This is a genomic window from Noviherbaspirillum saxi, from assembly GCF_003591035.1.
In the GTDB taxonomy this organism is placed as follows: domain Bacteria; phylum Pseudomonadota; class Gammaproteobacteria; order Burkholderiales; family Burkholderiaceae_D; genus Noviherbaspirillum; species Noviherbaspirillum saxi.
Genome location: NZ_QYUO01000002.1, coordinates 918,223 through 932,692 on the forward strand (window position 1 = coordinate 918,223; position 14,470 = coordinate 932,692).

Here is a 14,470-nt window from a genome sequence, read left to right on the forward strand (position 1 = left end):
ACAGTGCAGTGACGCAACTTTCAACCTACAGGACTAACCCATGCAAAGAATCATGCTGCGCTCCAAGATCCATCGAGTCGCCGTTACGCAATGCGACTTGCACTATGAAGGTTCCTGCGGCATCGATGAAAACCTGCTTGACGCCGCCGACATCCGTGAATTCGAGAAGATCGACATCTGGAACATCAACAATGGCGAGCGTTTCTCCACTTATGCGATCAAGGGCAAGAGAGGCAGCGGAGAAATTTCGCTCAACGGCGCCGCATCGCGCAAAGCCCATTTGGGAGATCTGCTCATCATTGCCACGTTTGCGCCGATGAGCGACGCGGAGTCCGAAACCTACGTGCCGAAGATTGTCTTTGTCGATGAAAGCAACCAGCTTGCCGCCTTGAAAACCTGAGCCGCTAGTTGAGACAGGAGTTTCGTGTACGGTCGATGCTGTCTGACGGCGCCAACAGACTTACCTACCTGACGTGGTCGATGTATGGAACCGCAGCTGCCTGCATGGATCACATTGTTCATATACGGCGACGCTCCGCCGCCGTGTATGAACTGGAGGGCGGAACTGGAGAGCGCTATGGCAGAACAACGATTAAGCGGCGAGCTGGCGATCGTTACTGGTTCCGATTCCGGTATCGGACAGGCGACTGCAATAGCATTTGCAAGGGAAGGAGCGGACGTGATCGTGACCTATCTGCATGACAGAAAGGGCGCGGAACGCACGGCAGGAGAGATCGAGGGTGCCGGCCGGAAGGCGGCGGCGTTTCAGCTTGATCAGCGGGATTCAAAAAACGTGCAGCGGTTTTTCCAGGAAGTAAAGTCAACAATGGGAGTGCCGACCGTCCTCGTGAATAACGCGGGAATCGATGCCTTGGGCAAGCCGGTCAAGGACATGACGGACGCGGACTGGGACGATGTGATCCGGACCAACCTTTCCGGCCCCTTCTATTGCTGCCGAGAATTCATTCGCGGAATCGATGGTACCGGCCGGCACGGCACCATCATCAATATCACCAGCGTGCACCAGGAAATTCCGCGCGCCGGCGCATCCGGCTATGACGCCTCCAAGGGCGGCTTGCGCAACCTGACGACGACGCTCGCGCTGGAACTGGCGGAAAAAAACATCAACGTCAACAACATTGCTCCAGGCATGGTGTTAACACCCATGAACCAGTCTGCGGTTGAGGACCCGGAAGTGCTCAAGCGGCAGGTGCAATCGATTCCGATGAAGCGTGCGGCGAAGCCCGAGGAAATAGCCCATGTCGCCGTATTCCTGGCTTCCGAACAGGCGCGTTATATCCATGGCGCTACGATCTTCGTGGATGGCGCACTCATGCTGTTTCAAGGGCAAGGCGCGTAATGATGCACCATGCGGCTCCCATCTGCATCCCGATCATCGCCCTGCTGATGGCGTGCCCGGCATCGTCCCTCGCGCAAGCGGCGCCCGGCGAGCGGGCACCGGTTGATGCCGGCGCTATCATTATGCCGCCGAAGACCGATCCTGGCGCCGTGACAAGGCCGCCTGAAAACGCGGACCCCAAGGCAATTGACCGACCGCCGAACAGGGGCAGTCCAGGATTAACGGAAAAACCACCTACGGGCGCCGAACCGCGAGCCGCGGTGAAGGGCAGGAAAATGGACGGAGCGGGCGGCCGCCAGCCAGGGAAAACGCAGAATCGCAATGAAGCGACAGCGGTCACACGTGAGGAATCGAAGGAGGACGATTGCCGAGGGCCCGCCGATCTTTGCAAGCAGCAATCGCCGCGTTAAAGTCGGTCTTGCGCCGAACTCGGCTACTTGATCGGTGGTGGCGCGCAGCTCGACGAGCTGGTCAGGGTGAAAGCGCTCTAAGTGCCTTTGCGACCTTGTCATTGCTTGCGTTGATACGTGCCAATCAACTCTGCCGTCGCGACAACGTGAGCTTGCATCGCTTGCTGCAATTCGCTTTTGGCCGGATTGCCGAGATCGGGCAGGATGGCATCCAGTGCATAGAGCCGATGGAAATAGCGATGCTTGCCGATCGGCGGACAAGGACCGCCGAAGCCTGGACGTTTCCAGTCGTTCAGCCCTTCCAGCGTTCCGGCAGGAAGGTGCTGCGGTGACGCGCCGGCGCCGATTTCTATCACGTGGGCAGGGATGTTATAGAGGACCCAGTGGGTAAAGACGCGCTGCGGCGCCGCAGGGTCCGGTGCGTCGGGATCCTCGATAATCAGGGCAAGACTTTTCGTTCCGTCCGGCACTCCGGACCAGGACAGCGGCGGAGATATTTCACTGCCATCGCAGGTGTGAACAGGGGGAATGTCGGCGCCGTTCTCGAAGGCAGACGAAGTAAGCCTGAAGGTCATGATGAAAGTCCGGTTCAATGCGGGCGCTGCCCGCCGCCCGCGGTTTGCGATGCAGGTTGTGAAATCGAAGAAAGCGCTTCGGCGGCGGAGTTCGGTTCACTGGCATCACTGACGTCCCCGAGCGATACGATGCCAACCAGGCGCTTATCCTGATTCAGAACCGGCAGCCGCCGAATCTGCAAGTCTCCCATGTTACGGGTCACTTCTTCGACATCGTCATCTTCAAAGCAGTATTTCACGTCCTGTGTCATGACGTCACGGATCGTCGCGGTGTCGGTTTTACCCTGCGCAAGTGCACGAACGACGATGTCCCGATCCGTGATCATCCCTACCAGGCGATCGTTTTCGCCGACTGGCAGGATGCCGCAGTCGCAATCGGCCATCATTCTGGCTGCATCGACAATGCTTTGATCGGGATTCGCGATTTGTACATCGCGTGTCATTGCTTCTGCTACCCGCATGATATTGCTCCCATGAATACTCCAAAAGCACGCCCTTCAAGTACGCGGACATCGGTCGATGGCTTTCCGTCTGCCGCTGCGGCATGAAGATAAGGAGTGACTTCAGCGCTTGACGTTTGTTCAAACTTTTTCGCCTGTTTCGGTGATACGAAAACAGCTCTTCCGCACTGGAAACCGTTATCGTAATTCATGGGCCACCGTTGCATCGTCCCGTTACGAAGCGGCCATTTCGCCAATCTTATTTTCTTTTTCCTGGAAACATGCTGTCCCACCATTCCCTGGCTGAAGCAATCACGGTGCCCAGTGCATCCGGGTCGCGATGGAGCATGGCCGTCATGTAAGCCTTCGCCTGCTTGGCAGAGATATGCGGCGGCAGCGGCGGGACATCCGGATCGGTCACCATTTCGAGAACGGTCGGGCAACGCGACGATAGCGCGGCTTCCCAGGCCGGCCCGACCTGTTCGGGGCGGTCAACCCGTATTCCATGCAGGCCAAGCAAATCGGCGTACGCCGCATATCGAAAATCCGGCAGGTTCTGCGACGCCTCAAACTTGGGATCGCCCTCCATAGCACGTTGTTCCCAGGTGACCTGGTTCAGGTCGCCATTGTTGAGCACCATGACCACCAGGCGCGGATCGCGCCACGTGCGCCACAGCTTTGCAATCGTGATCAGGCCGTTGATGCCATTCATCTGCATCGCGCCGTCGCCCACCAGGGCGATAACCGGACGATCCGGGTGCGCATACTTGGCCGCGATCGCATATGGAACCGCCGGCCCCATGGTGGCCAAGCCGCCCGACAGTGATGCCATCATGCCGCGGCGTATCTTGATGTCACGCGCATACCAGTTGGCCGCCGAGCCTGAGTCGCAGGTAAGGATGACATCGTCGGGCAAGCGCGACGACAGTTCCCAGAACACCCGTTGGGGATTGATCGGATGGGCTTCGTTCATTGCGCGCTCTTCCAGCACCCGCCACCAGCGATCGACGTTTTGCTCGATGGTATTGCGCCAGGCGTGGTCCTGCCTGGGTCGCAGATGCGGGATGAGCGCGCGCAGCGTCGCCTTTGCGTCGCCGACCAGGCCGATTTCCATGGGATAGCGCAGGTTCAGCTTGCGCGGATCGATATCAATCTGGACCCCGCGCGCCTGGCCTTCCTTGGGCAGAAATTCGGAATAAGGGAAGGAAGAGCCCACCATCAGCAAGGTGTCGCAATCATTCATCAAGTCCCAGCTGGGCCTGGTTCCAAGTAGGCCGATCGCGCCGGTGACAAAAGGCAGGTCGTCCGGCACGGCTGCCTTGCCGAGCAGGGCCTTGGCCACGCCGGCGCCGAGCAGGTCGGCGACTTCGATGATTTCATCCGTGGCATGCAGGGCGCCGGCGCCAACCAGCATCGCCACTTTGCTGCCCGCATTCAGCACCTCGGCGGCACGCGCGAGGTCGGCATCGGCGGCGACCATGGCGCGCGCGGTGTACCCGATTCCCGTATGCACCGTGCCGTGTTCGCGCGGTGGCTTCTCCACCGCCGGCAAGTCTTGTACGTCATGCGGAAAGATGATGCAAGTTACCGTCCTCTGCTCGCGTGCGATCTGCACTGCGCGATCCACCAGATGCCTTACCTGTTCCGCTGTGGTTGCCATATGCACGAATTCATGCGCGACGTCCTTGAACAGCGACATCAGGTCGACTTCCTGTTGGTAGTCGCCGCCGATCGCTGCCCGCTTGGCCTGTCCGACAATGGCCACCACCGGCTGGTGGTCAAGCTTGGCGTCATACAATCCGGTCAGCAAATGAATGGCACCGGGTCCGGATGTGGCGACGCATACGCCGACTTCTCCGGTGAATTTTGCATGGGCGCACGCCATGAATGCGGCGAGCTCTTCATGGCGTGTCTGTACGAACTCCAGATGATCGGTGCGTCCGAAGGCGCCCATGATACCGTTGATGCCATCGCCGGGATATCCATAGACGCGGCGCACTCCCCACGAAGAAAGCCTTTGCAGCAGGAAATCCGACACTGTCGCGGCCATGGCAGCTCCTCATCTTGGTTTGTGCAAGGCTCCAAGGTGCAAGCGGTGTGCCATTTGGCCTGGAATACATCAAGGCCGGCTGGAACGCGCATAGAGACGAGTGCCGCCGGTAAGAATTTCCGTCGGCGTGAAATATCTGCGTGATAACGCCGAGCACTTCAGGACAGCATCTTGTTGAACGTACCGGGAGGCCGGCGGGTAATGATTTCACCGATTGCGGTCGAACATATTGACGATCGGATCGACAGCAGCCTGCATGTCAGGTCTGCTAACCGCATGCCGTCATGGCATCCGCAGCGTTGAAAGCGCCATGGCGCTGGCAAAGATATTGCACTGTTTGTTTAAATGTATTCGGTCAGGAGTTCCGGATTCCTGATTGGAAAATGGCATGTCGGCGCCGCTTTGATCGCGGCATGCAACAGTTGCAGTTTGTCACGTGCGATAGCGGAAATGCCTAAGGACGGCGTCCCGCTTGCCTCAGCGCAAGTGCGACCGCGCTGGTTGCTGGTTATTTGACGAGTGCCGGACATGAAAATCAAAATACGAACGATCGTGATCCTGCTGGTGCTTGGCATGACGACTGCGGCCGGCCTTATTTATTTCGGTATCTATAACGTCGCTGCCACCGAGCAGCATACGGCACCGGTGTACAAGCTCCTCGAGTATGCAATGCGCAAATCGGTATTGCTGCGCGCGGATTCGAGCCGGGTTCCCGATTTGTCCAATGAGCAGCGCCTGCGGTCCGGCACCACGCATTTCCGTGCGCACTGCGTTCAATGCCATGGCGCGCCCGGCGTGGCCCCCGAACCGTTCAGCTACGGAATGATGCCGGCGCCGGCCAACCTGGTCGCTGCCGCGCGCGAATGGGAACCGGCCGAGTTGTTCTGGGTAATTCGACACGGGATCAAGATGAGCGGCATGCCGGCATGGGAATACCGGCTGAGCGAGCAGGAAATATGGGACATAGTCGCTTTCGTCGAGCGATTGCCCACATTGTCGCCGCAAGAGTACGAGCAGTGGGGCAAACAGGTTCCCGCACAGGCGTCTCCGGCCCCGGCCAGGCTATCCGAAGCGGACAACGTCGCCCTCGGCGCCGGTGACGCGAAGGCCGGAGAACGCGCGCTGCAACAGTACCTTTGCGTGACTTGCCACCAGATACCAGGCGTCGCCGGCGCCAACCGCCATGTCGGGCCGCCCTTGAACGGCATCGCAGGCCGCCGGTATATTGGCGGCGTAGTGCTCAACACCCCGGAAAACATGGTGCGCTGGCTGCAGAATCCCAAGCAGTTCGCTCCCTTGTCTGCCATGCCCGATCTGGGCGTGACGAACAAGGATGCACGCGATATCGCCGCTTTCCTGTCTACCCTGGAGGATCTTGATTGAGCACTGACGATATCCATAGTCCGTATCCGCCGATTGCCGACTATGCCATGATCGGCGACTGCCATTGTGTGGCGCTGGTATCGCGCGCCGGATCGATCGACTGGTGCTGCATGCCGCGCATCGACGACGACAGTCTGTTTGGCCGGCTGCTTGACTGGAACAAGGGCGGCTTCTGCGCGATCACGCCGGTCGATCCCGGTTACACGTCCACACGTCGCTATCTGCCTGGCACGATGATGCTGGAAACCTGCTTCCGCACGTCGCAGGGCGAAGTCATGCTCTACGATTTTTTTGCCATGGAAGACGATGCGCTTGAACATCCGCGTTTCGATCACGTGCGCATCGTCGACGGCATTACCGGCGAAGTGGAACTGAACGTGGACATTTGCCCCCGTTTCGACTATGGAGAAATCATTCCGCGCATGCGCAGTCACGACAGCGGCGCCTATACGGCGATCGGCAGCAACAAGGGATTGATCATTTGCTGCAATGTCCCGCTTGACGTGGTCGAGCACCGCGATCTCAGCACCACAATGCGGGTCTCGAAAGGGCAGCGTATCCGGTTGATGCTGGAATTTCAGCTTCCCGAACTGATCGAGGCGGCGATCGCGGGCGGCCTGCCGGACGCGGCGCGCATAGACCGGGCGTTCGAGCACACCCAAGCCTGGTGGACTGACTGGGCGGGCCGCATCCGAGCGCCGTTTGAAGTGGACGAGCAGACGCTTCGCTCGGCGATCACATTGAAATCCTTGACCTTCGAGCGTACCGGCGCGATTGCAGCCGCGGCCACGACCTCGCTGCCGGAATCGATAGGAGGGCAACGAAACTGGGATTACCGCTTCAGCTGGATCCGCGATTCCGTCTTTACGGTACGGGTGCTGCACGATCTCGGCTATGTGCGCGAGGCAGACCGCTTTCATCAATTCATCGAGCGCAGTTCGGCCGGCAGCGCCGATGAGCTGCAGATCATGTATGGCGTCGACGGCAAGCGCCGCCTGACCGAGATTGAACTCGACTGGCTGGAAGGCTACCGCCAGTCGCGCCCGGTACGCATCGGCAACGGGGCGGCCAAGCAGCTGCAGATGGACATCTTTGGCGAGCTGGTGGAAATGGCTTGGCAATGGCATGCCAGCGGCCATCCGACCGAACCGGACTATTGGACTTTCCTGGTGGACGTGATCGACGCCGTATGCGAGCGCTGGCAAGAGCGCGACCATGGGATATGGGAAGTGCGTGCCGCACCGGCACATTATGTGCATTCGAAAGTCATGTGCTGGGCCGCCTTGAATCACGGCATACAGCTGGCCCAGGACAACAGTTTCGAGGCGCCCGTCGAGCACTGGACCAGGAGCCGCGACCTGCTGCGCCAGGCTGTGGAGACCAGCGGCTACGACCCGGAGCGCGGCGTCTTCGTCCAGACCTTTGATAACCGTTATCTGGATGCGGCGCTGTTGCTCATGCCGCGTGTCGGCTTCATCGCCTACGACGATCCGCGCATGTTGCGCACTACCGATGCGATTTGCAGTGAACTGGATCGCAAAGGCCTGCTGGTGCGATACAACTCGCCGGACAATCTCCCCGGGACCGAAGGCGTCTTCCTGCCGTGTACTTTCTGGCTGGTTGCCTGCCTCGCATGCCAGCATCAGCGAGAACGCGCGTGGCAGTATTACGAACGTGCGCTTGGGTGTGCCAACGATGTCGGGTTGTTCTCCGAGGAGTTCGACGTCGATCACCGGCTCATGCTGGGAAACTTTCCACAAGGGTTGACGCATGTGTCGCAGATCACTGCGCGACTGGCCTTGGCCGCGATGGAAGGATCATGTTAAGTACGCCAGCAGCAAAGCACTTAGCAACAGCAGAGCAAGCGCCGCGCCAACGCCTACCCAGCGATGGGTCATAAGCCAGAATTGCCAGCTGTATGCCTTGGCGTCTTGGTCGAACCGTCCATGCGCGCCATGGTCGTCTGGTACCGCGGAATACAGATTGTCCTGCCGGTCGGCGGAAACCGGACGGTCGGTTTGCTGGCCTGAATAGGCAAGCCGCGCCAGCATACGGTCGAGAAGACCGGGGAAAATACGGGTGCCGAGAATTGCCTTTGCCGCAGGAAACCCCACCCAAAGCTCCCGCCTTCTATGCTGCGATGCCCAGAAGATCGCCTCCGCGGCAAGTTCGGGCTGGAAGATCGGTGGTAGCGGTTGCGGTTGCTTGTCCATGCAGGTTTTGCCCCAGTCGAATTGAGGGGTGTTGAAGGCCGACAGATGCACCATGGTGAGATGTACCCGGCTCTTGTCGTGGATAAGCTCTGAGCGCAACGAATCGGTAAAGCCGCGCAAGGCGCTTTTGGCGCCGCAATACGGGGCTTGCAGCGGAATGGAGCGGTAGGCGAGGGCAGAGCCCACTTGCACGATCGTGCCATGATCACGCGGTTTCATGCGCTTGAGCGCCGCAAGCGTTCCCCAGACAGCGCCAAGATAGGTAACCCGCGTCGCCCTTTCAAAATCTTCCGGCGCAATCCGCTCGAATGGACAGAAGATGGTTGCCATCGCATTGTTGACCCAGACATCGATCGTCCCGAACTCTTCTTCAATACGGGCCGCTGCAGCCTCCACCTGGGCGTGATCGGCAATGTCGGCGCATAGTGCAAGCGCGACGCCACCCGCCGCCTCGACATCCTTGCGCGCGCCTTCCAGTCCATCCGCGCCGCGCGCAATCAGGCCGACACGCCACCCGCGTCTGGCGAAGGCAATGGCGCTGGCGCGGCCAATGCCGGCAGAAGCGCCTGTGATGACAACACAGCGGGCTGGGTCGTTCATTGCATCTCTCTTCCTGTCTTCATAATGCGCCTGGGATAAATGACAGACCGGAAAGCAGCAATTTCGATCCCTGTTGCTGCACCGGAGACAGGAGGCTTGGAGCTTCCGTTTCTCCCGCGTAAATTGTCAGACACCGCGCACTGCAGGTTGACTGACTCGCCGCCAATCCGTTCTGTCGGGGCATTCCCCGGTTGCCGGGGGGAGAAATGCCTGTAGAATCAACGCCAATAATTAACTGCGATTAACTGAGACAAAGACGTTTCCGTCGAGGGTATTGTGCGATTCAACAAATTGGATCTCAATCTGCTGGTGGCGCTTGATGCGCTGCTGGCTGAACGTAGCATCACGAAAGCGGCGCGTCGCCTCAATCTGAGCCAATCCGCGACCAGCGGCGTGCTGGCCCGACTGCGCGAGTATTTCGACGACGACTTGCTGGTCCAGGTTGGACGCAATATGGTGCCAACCGCGCTCGCGGAAAGCCTGATCGAGCCGGTCAGCAATATCCTGCTGCAGATCGAAGCCACTATCGAAACGCGCGCCACCTTTAATCCCGCCGAATCGCAGCGTCATTTCCGTATCGTCGCTTCCGACTATGCGACCTGTGTGGCGGTCGCGCATCTGGTGCGTCAGCTGAGCATCGATGCACCGGGCATCACGCTGGATATCATCATGCCAAGCCAGGCAACGCTCGAGCGTGCCGAGCGCGGTGGCATCGATCTGGTGCTTATTCCGCGGAACACACCGGGCATGGAGGAAGCGGCATCCGAACTGCTGTTCACCGACACATACAGCTGCGTCATATGCGCCAATAATCCCCTGGTCGGCGAACGCCTGACACTGGAAGACTATCTTGGCATGGCCCATGTCGCCACCCGCTTCGGCGACCATACTTCGATGTTCGAGGACTGGTTTTTCGATCGGGCGGGATTGCATCGGAGGATCGAACTGACCGCCAGCCAGTTCAATACCCTGCCGCAGCTGGTGCTGGGTACCCGACGCATTGCCACCATGCACACGCGCATGGCCCTGATTTCCGCCAATTACTATCCGATCCGCGTTCTGCCTCCGCCGATGGCGATCCCCGAGGTGGAAATGATGATGAAATGGCATCGCTATCTCGACAACGATCCGGGACATCAATGGCTGCGGCAGGCGTTTCGGTCCGTCATGCAGAAACAGCCGGCACGTCCCGGCGCATGAAGTCCGCTGCGCTTTCCGTGCTTTGAGGTATCGGAAACGTCGATAGAAGACATCGGAACATTCCATTTCTCCAATAGCTGCACGCGCGATACCATCCTTGCAAAACAAGCTGCAGAACAAGCCGCACTAGGGCAGGGCAGCATACGACATTTGGCAGCCATACTCCGGCGCTGCCTGCATAGGAGACATCGCCCCATGAAACGCGCAACCTGACGTTCTCCCGCCGCTCGACCGGCTTTTTTCATACCTACGTTCGATCGCTGCATCACCCGCCTGGCGTGATGCGCGCGAGGCATTTTGCGTCTGTGTTCCAGACCTTCAGCTCATTGAGGATTGCTCGATGCACACCTTTATTCATCACGTCTGCCAGGCCACAATGCTTGCAGTGCTCGCGGCGCATGCCTGGTTGCCCTCCACGGCGGCAGCGACGCCGGTCACCGGTGTACTGGAACGACCCGCTCCGCGCATCGAGCGGCTGCATACCCGGACCTACCTTGCACTTGCTCCGGCCGGGAACCGCATCGTCGCGGTAGGGGAGCGCGGCCTCATCGCATTATCCGACGATGACGGGAAAAGCTGGCGCCAGGCGAATTGTCCGGTCAGCGTTACCCTGACCGGAGTCGCCTTCGCCGACGCGCATACCGGATGGGCAATCGGACATTCCGGCGTGGTGCTGCATACCATTGACGGCGGTCTGACTTGGGCCATGCAGCTCGATGGCGTGCGCGCCGCGCGCATTATCGACAATTCAGTCAGGGAACGCGGCGACACCGGCGGCGCACTGGCGAAAGTGGCAGCGCAGTTGGTGGCGGACGGCCCGGACAAGCCTTTTCTCGACCTGCAGTTCAGCGATGCGCGCCATGGCATCGTGACCGGCGCTTATGGATTGATCTTTGCAACTGCCGATGGCGGCAAGTCATGGCAATCGCTGATGCATGCCCTGCCCAATCCGCGCGGTCTGCACTTGTATGCGGTGCGCATGATTGGCCACGCCGTCTGGGTCGCAGGAGAGCAAGGCTTTCTTGCCTTGTCACGTGACCAGGGCAAAACCTTCGCGCGCATCGAGACGCCTTATCGCGGCAGCTACTTCACGATGCTGCCGACCGCCTCCGGCATGGTGGTCGCCGGCCTGAAAGGTAATGCCTTCCATGTCGCTGGCGATGCATCCGATTTCCACAAGGTCGAAGGAGCGCCGCCGGTGTCATTCAGTGCCGCCACGGCGTTGCGCAGCGGCGGACTGGCTTTCGCCAACCAGGCCGGGCAAATCATGCTGTCGTTCGATGCCGGCAAGAGCGTCACTCCCATCGCCGTACCGTCATCCGGCCCGTTGACCGCGCTGCTCGAAGCAAGCGATCGCAGCCTGGTAGCCGGCGGCGTGAACGGTCTCGCAAGAATCGCGATGTCTGCAAACCAAGTCGATCACAGTGGAAACAGGAAATGAACATGCATCACGATGCTACCGACTTCAATGCCGTCGATCTCAAAAACTTCGACACACAATCCGGCTCGCTGGCGGAGCGCCTTTTATTTAACAACCGCGCAATCGTGGTGGCGCTTTGCTTGTTGCTTACGGTGATTCTTGGCTGGCAGGCGACGAAGCTGCAGCTCAACGCCAGCTTCGAGGACATGATCCCCAAGGGCCATCCTTACATTGCGAATTACCTGCAAAACAAGAAGGATCTGGCAGGTCTGGGCAATGCAGTGAGGGTCGCGGTCGAAGCAAAGGGCGGAAATATCTACGATCCGGCTTATCTGGCTGCGCTGCAAAAGATCAGTGATGAAATCTTCCTGTTGCCGGGCGTCGACCGGGCTGCAATGAAGTCCTTGTGGACGCCTTCCACGCGCTGGGTAGGCGTGACCGAAGACGGCATGGACGGCGGCCCGGTGATACCGAACGACTACGACGGATCGGCGCAAAGCGTCGCACAGGTCAAATTGAACGTGCAGCGTTCGGGTCAGATCGGACAGCTGGTGGCACGCGATGGAAAGTCGAGCATCATCTATGTATCGCTGCTCGCCACGGACAGCCAGACCGGCCAGCCGCTCGACTACGCCGCGTTCTCCACGCGCCTGGAAAACATTCGCGCCAAATACCAGAACGACAACGTCAACATCTATATCGTCGGTTTCGCGAAAGTGATCGGTGACCTGATCGACGGGCTCAGGTTGATCCTGCTGTTTTTCGGCGCCGCGATCCTGATTGCCGCCGGCATGCTCTACTGGTACACGCGCTGCGTGCGCAGCACCACGCTGGTCGTGGCCTGCTCCTGCGTGGCTGTCGTGTGGCAGCTCGGTCTTCTGCCGATGCTCGGTTACAGCCTCGATCCTTATTCCGTGCTGGTTCCGTTTCTGGTGTTTGCGATTGGCATGAGCCACGGGGCGCAAAAGATGAACGGCATCATGCAGGATATCGGCCGCGGCGCACACAAGGCGGTCGCCGCCCGATTTACATTTCGCCGACTGTTTCTTGCCGGCTTGACCGCGCTTCTGTGCGACGCCGTCGGATTCGCGGTGCTTGCGGTCATCGATATCAAGGTCATTCAGGATCTCGCCGCGATTGCCAGCATCGGCGTCGCCGCATTGATTTTCACCAATCTTATCCTGCTGCCGATCCTGCTGTCGTATATCGGCGTCAGCTCTCTCGCCGCCAGACGCAGCCTCCAGGCAGATATGGCTGACGCCAATGCAGGAAGCAAAACCGGCCTCTCGGTCTGGCATATGCTTAACCTGTTCACGCAAAAGCACTGGGCCACCGGGGCCATCGTCGTCGCGGCCGTGCTGGGCATCGGAGGCTATCTCGTCAGCCTGCAACTCAAGATCGGCGATCTTGATCCCGGCGCGCCGGAGCTGCGGGCGGACTCCCGCTACAACCGCGACAATGCATATGTGGTCAAGAATTACGCGGCGAGCAGCGACGTGTTTGCGATCATGGTGAAGACGCCCGACAACCGCTGTTCCGATTACCACACGCTGATGCGCGTCGATGCACTTGAATGGCAACTGGCGCAGCTGCCCGGCGTGGAAACGACCAATACGCTGGCACTGCTCAATCGCCGCGTCATTACCGGCCTCAACGAAGGCAACATGAAGTGGTACGACCTGCTGCACAACCAGAGTTCGCTGAACATGGTGACCGCTGGTGCACCGCGCGGCCTGTATAACGATGCATGCAACCTACTGACCATGTATGTGTATCTGCAGGATCACAAGGCAGACACGCTGACCCGTGTGGTCGATGCGATCGAACAATTCGCCAAGGAAAACAATACAAAGGAAGTGAGCTTCCAGCTGGCGGCCGGCAATGCGGGCATCGAGGCGGCAACGAACATTGTGGTCAAGGATGCCAGTCGCGAGATGTTGTATTGGGTCTACGGCGCGGTGATTTTGTTGTGCCTGATCACCTTCCGTTCCTGGCGCGCGGTGATCTGCGCCGTGGTGCCGCTGATCCTGACTTCCATCCTGTGCGAGGCGCTGATGGTATGGCTGAACATTGGTGTCAAGGTTGCCACGCTGCCTGTCATTGCACTGGGCGTCGGCATCGGTATCGACTATGCGCTGTATGTGATGAGTATCATGCTGGCCCGCATGCGTGCCGGCGACAGCCTGTCCGTGGCGTATTACCAGGCGCTGCTTTTTACGGGCAAGGTGGTCTTGCTGACCGGTGTCACGCTCGCGGTCGGCGTCTTTACCTGGGTGCTTTCCCCGATCAAGTTCCAGGCAGACATGGGGCTGCTTCTCGCATTCATGTTTCTGTGGAATATGGTTGGCGCGCTCGTCCTGTTGCCCGCGCTCGCACACTTCCTGTTGCCCGGCAAGCGGCACGCGGAGGAGGCCGCTGTCGCGGACGACAAGCTGGTGCAACCATTGAACGTGGCATGAGGCCAGGATGTATCGCGTGCGCCGATACGAAAGATCGCAACAATGGATTTTACTAATACCGGCGGCAAACTTAAGATCAATGCACAACAGTCCGGGACGCAACGGCACTAGAGCAGTTTCACCCTTACTGTACCGTCGATCCCGGACGCTTTGCCCGCGGCACGGCGTTGCGACTCCTTGCCATGGCTCGCCATGTCGCGTCGCCGCGCCTTGTTCCACAGGCAAATCGCCTCGGCCTCGCCTGGTAAAGTCAGGGTGAAACTGCTCTAGCGGCGAACCCGGGCGCAATAAGAAGAGCGCACCGCATAACAGATGCGTGGACGTGTATCCCACTTCAGGAGAAATGCAATGAGACAGCAT

Annotated in this window: 12 protein-coding genes; 8 read left to right on the forward strand and 4 right to left on the reverse strand. The window is 59.5% G+C overall.

Annotation, left to right across the window (positions count from 1 at the left end; translation table 11 throughout):
- Positions 1-40: 40 nt before the first annotated feature.
- The 3 genes from panD (at position 41) to D3871_RS19995 (ending at position 1,770) form a co-directional block, all read left to right on the forward strand.
- The gene (gene panD, locus D3871_RS19985) at positions 41-400 is read left to right on the forward strand and encodes an aspartate 1-decarboxylase (RefSeq protein WP_119770811.1); all 360 of its coding nucleotides are present in this window, start codon (positions 41-43) and stop codon (positions 398-400) included.
- Between the two features lie 177 nt (positions 401-577).
- The gene (locus tag D3871_RS19990) at positions 578-1,360 is read left to right on the forward strand and encodes an SDR family NAD(P)-dependent oxidoreductase (protein ID WP_119770812.1); all 783 of its coding nucleotides are present in this window, start codon (positions 578-580) and stop codon (positions 1,358-1,360) included.
- A complete protein-coding gene (locus D3871_RS19995) occupies positions 1,360-1,770 on the forward strand; it encodes a hypothetical protein (protein ID WP_119770813.1) in 411 nt (136 codons plus the stop codon). Before D3871_RS19990 ends, D3871_RS19995 begins: the two co-directional genes overlap by 1 nt.
- Positions 1,771-1,868: 98 nt before the next feature.
- On the opposite strand, the gene D3871_RS20000 is transcribed toward D3871_RS19995, so the two are convergent.
- From D3871_RS20000 to D3871_RS20010, 3 genes are all read right to left on the reverse strand, one after another.
- The gene (locus D3871_RS20000) at positions 1,869-2,345 is read right to left on the reverse strand and encodes a YbhB/YbcL family Raf kinase inhibitor-like protein (RefSeq protein ID WP_119770814.1); all 477 of its coding nucleotides are present in this window, start codon (positions 2,343-2,345) and stop codon (positions 1,869-1,871) included.
- A gap of 14 nt (positions 2,346-2,359) precedes the next feature.
- Positions 2,360-2,788 carry a CBS domain-containing protein gene (locus D3871_RS20005; protein ID WP_233575736.1) on the reverse strand — a complete coding sequence of 143 codons (429 nt, stop codon included), beginning with the start codon at positions 2,786-2,788 and terminating at the stop codon, positions 2,360-2,362.
- A gap of 256 nt (positions 2,789-3,044) precedes the next feature.
- Entirely contained in the window at positions 3,045-4,835 is a 1,791-nt protein-coding gene (locus tag D3871_RS20010; protein ID WP_119770816.1) for a thiamine pyrophosphate-requiring protein, read from the reverse strand.
- A 528-nt stretch (positions 4,836-5,363) separates the two neighbouring features.
- Here D3871_RS20010 and D3871_RS20020 point away from each other — a divergent pair.
- Positions 5,364-6,218 carry a c-type cytochrome gene (locus D3871_RS20020; RefSeq protein WP_119770818.1) on the forward strand — a complete coding sequence of 285 codons (855 nt, stop codon included), beginning with the start codon at positions 5,364-5,366 and terminating at the stop codon, positions 6,216-6,218.
- The gene (locus D3871_RS20025) at positions 6,215-8,044 is read left to right on the forward strand and encodes a glycoside hydrolase family 15 protein (protein ID WP_233575737.1); all 1,830 of its coding nucleotides are present in this window, start codon (positions 6,215-6,217) and stop codon (positions 8,042-8,044) included. Before D3871_RS20020 ends, D3871_RS20025 begins: the two co-directional genes overlap by 4 nt.
- Here the strand turns inward: D3871_RS20025 and D3871_RS20030 are convergent.
- Entirely contained in the window at positions 8,036-9,031 is a 996-nt protein-coding gene (locus tag D3871_RS20030; RefSeq protein WP_119770819.1) for an SDR family oxidoreductase, read from the reverse strand. The two genes, D3871_RS20025 and D3871_RS20030, sit on opposite strands and share 9 nt — an antisense overlap.
- Before the next feature lie 276 nt (positions 9,032-9,307).
- Between D3871_RS20030 and D3871_RS20035 the strand changes: the two genes are divergently transcribed.
- The 3 genes from D3871_RS20035 (at position 9,308) to D3871_RS20045 (ending at position 14,110) form a co-directional block, all read left to right on the forward strand.
- Positions 9,308-10,231, forward strand: a complete 924-nt coding sequence (locus tag D3871_RS20035) for a LysR family transcriptional regulator (RefSeq protein WP_119770820.1) — start codon at positions 9,308-9,310, stop codon at positions 10,229-10,231.
- A gap of 340 nt (positions 10,232-10,571) precedes the next feature.
- Positions 10,572-11,672, forward strand: coding sequence for a WD40/YVTN/BNR-like repeat-containing protein (locus D3871_RS20040; RefSeq protein WP_119770821.1), 1,101 nt, complete (start codon positions 10,572-10,574; stop codon positions 11,670-11,672).
- Positions 11,673-11,674: 2 nt separating this feature from the next.
- Positions 11,675-14,110: an efflux RND transporter permease subunit gene (locus tag D3871_RS20045; protein ID WP_119771464.1), complete on the forward strand. Its 2,436-nt coding sequence runs from the start codon at positions 11,675-11,677 to the stop codon at positions 14,108-14,110.
- Positions 14,111-14,470: the final 360 nt, after the last annotated feature.

Bases quoted from the DNA above. Each gene is read 5' to 3' on its own strand.
- panD (WP_119770811.1), top strand. From the start codon at position 41: ATGCAAAGAATCATGCTGCGCTCCAAGATCCATCGAGTCGCCGTTACG.
- D3871_RS19990 (WP_119770812.1), top strand. From the start codon at position 578: ATGGCAGAACAACGATTAAGCGGCGAGCTGGCGATCGTTACTGGTTCC.
- D3871_RS19995 (WP_119770813.1), top strand. From the start codon at position 1,360: ATGATGCACCATGCGGCTCCCATCTGCATCCCGATCATCGCCCTGCTG.
- D3871_RS20000 (WP_119770814.1), bottom strand. From the start codon at position 2,345: ATGACCTTCAGGCTTACTTCGTCTGCCTTCGAGAACGGCGCCGACATT.
- D3871_RS20005 (WP_233575736.1), bottom strand. From the start codon at position 2,788: ATGACACGCGATGTACAAATCGCGAATCCCGATCAAAGCATTGTCGAT.
- D3871_RS20010 (WP_119770816.1), bottom strand. From the start codon at position 4,835: ATGGCCGCGACAGTGTCGGATTTCCTGCTGCAAAGGCTTTCTTCGTGG.
- D3871_RS20020 (WP_119770818.1), top strand. From the start codon at position 5,364: ATGAAAATCAAAATACGAACGATCGTGATCCTGCTGGTGCTTGGCATG.
- D3871_RS20030 (WP_119770819.1), bottom strand. From the start codon at position 9,031: ATGAACGACCCAGCCCGCTGTGTTGTCATCACAGGCGCTTCTGCCGGC.
- D3871_RS20040 (WP_119770821.1), top strand. From the start codon at position 10,572: ATGCACACCTTTATTCATCACGTCTGCCAGGCCACAATGCTTGCAGTG.
- D3871_RS20045 (WP_119771464.1), top strand. From the start codon at position 11,675: ATGCATCACGATGCTACCGACTTCAATGCCGTCGATCTCAAAAACTTC.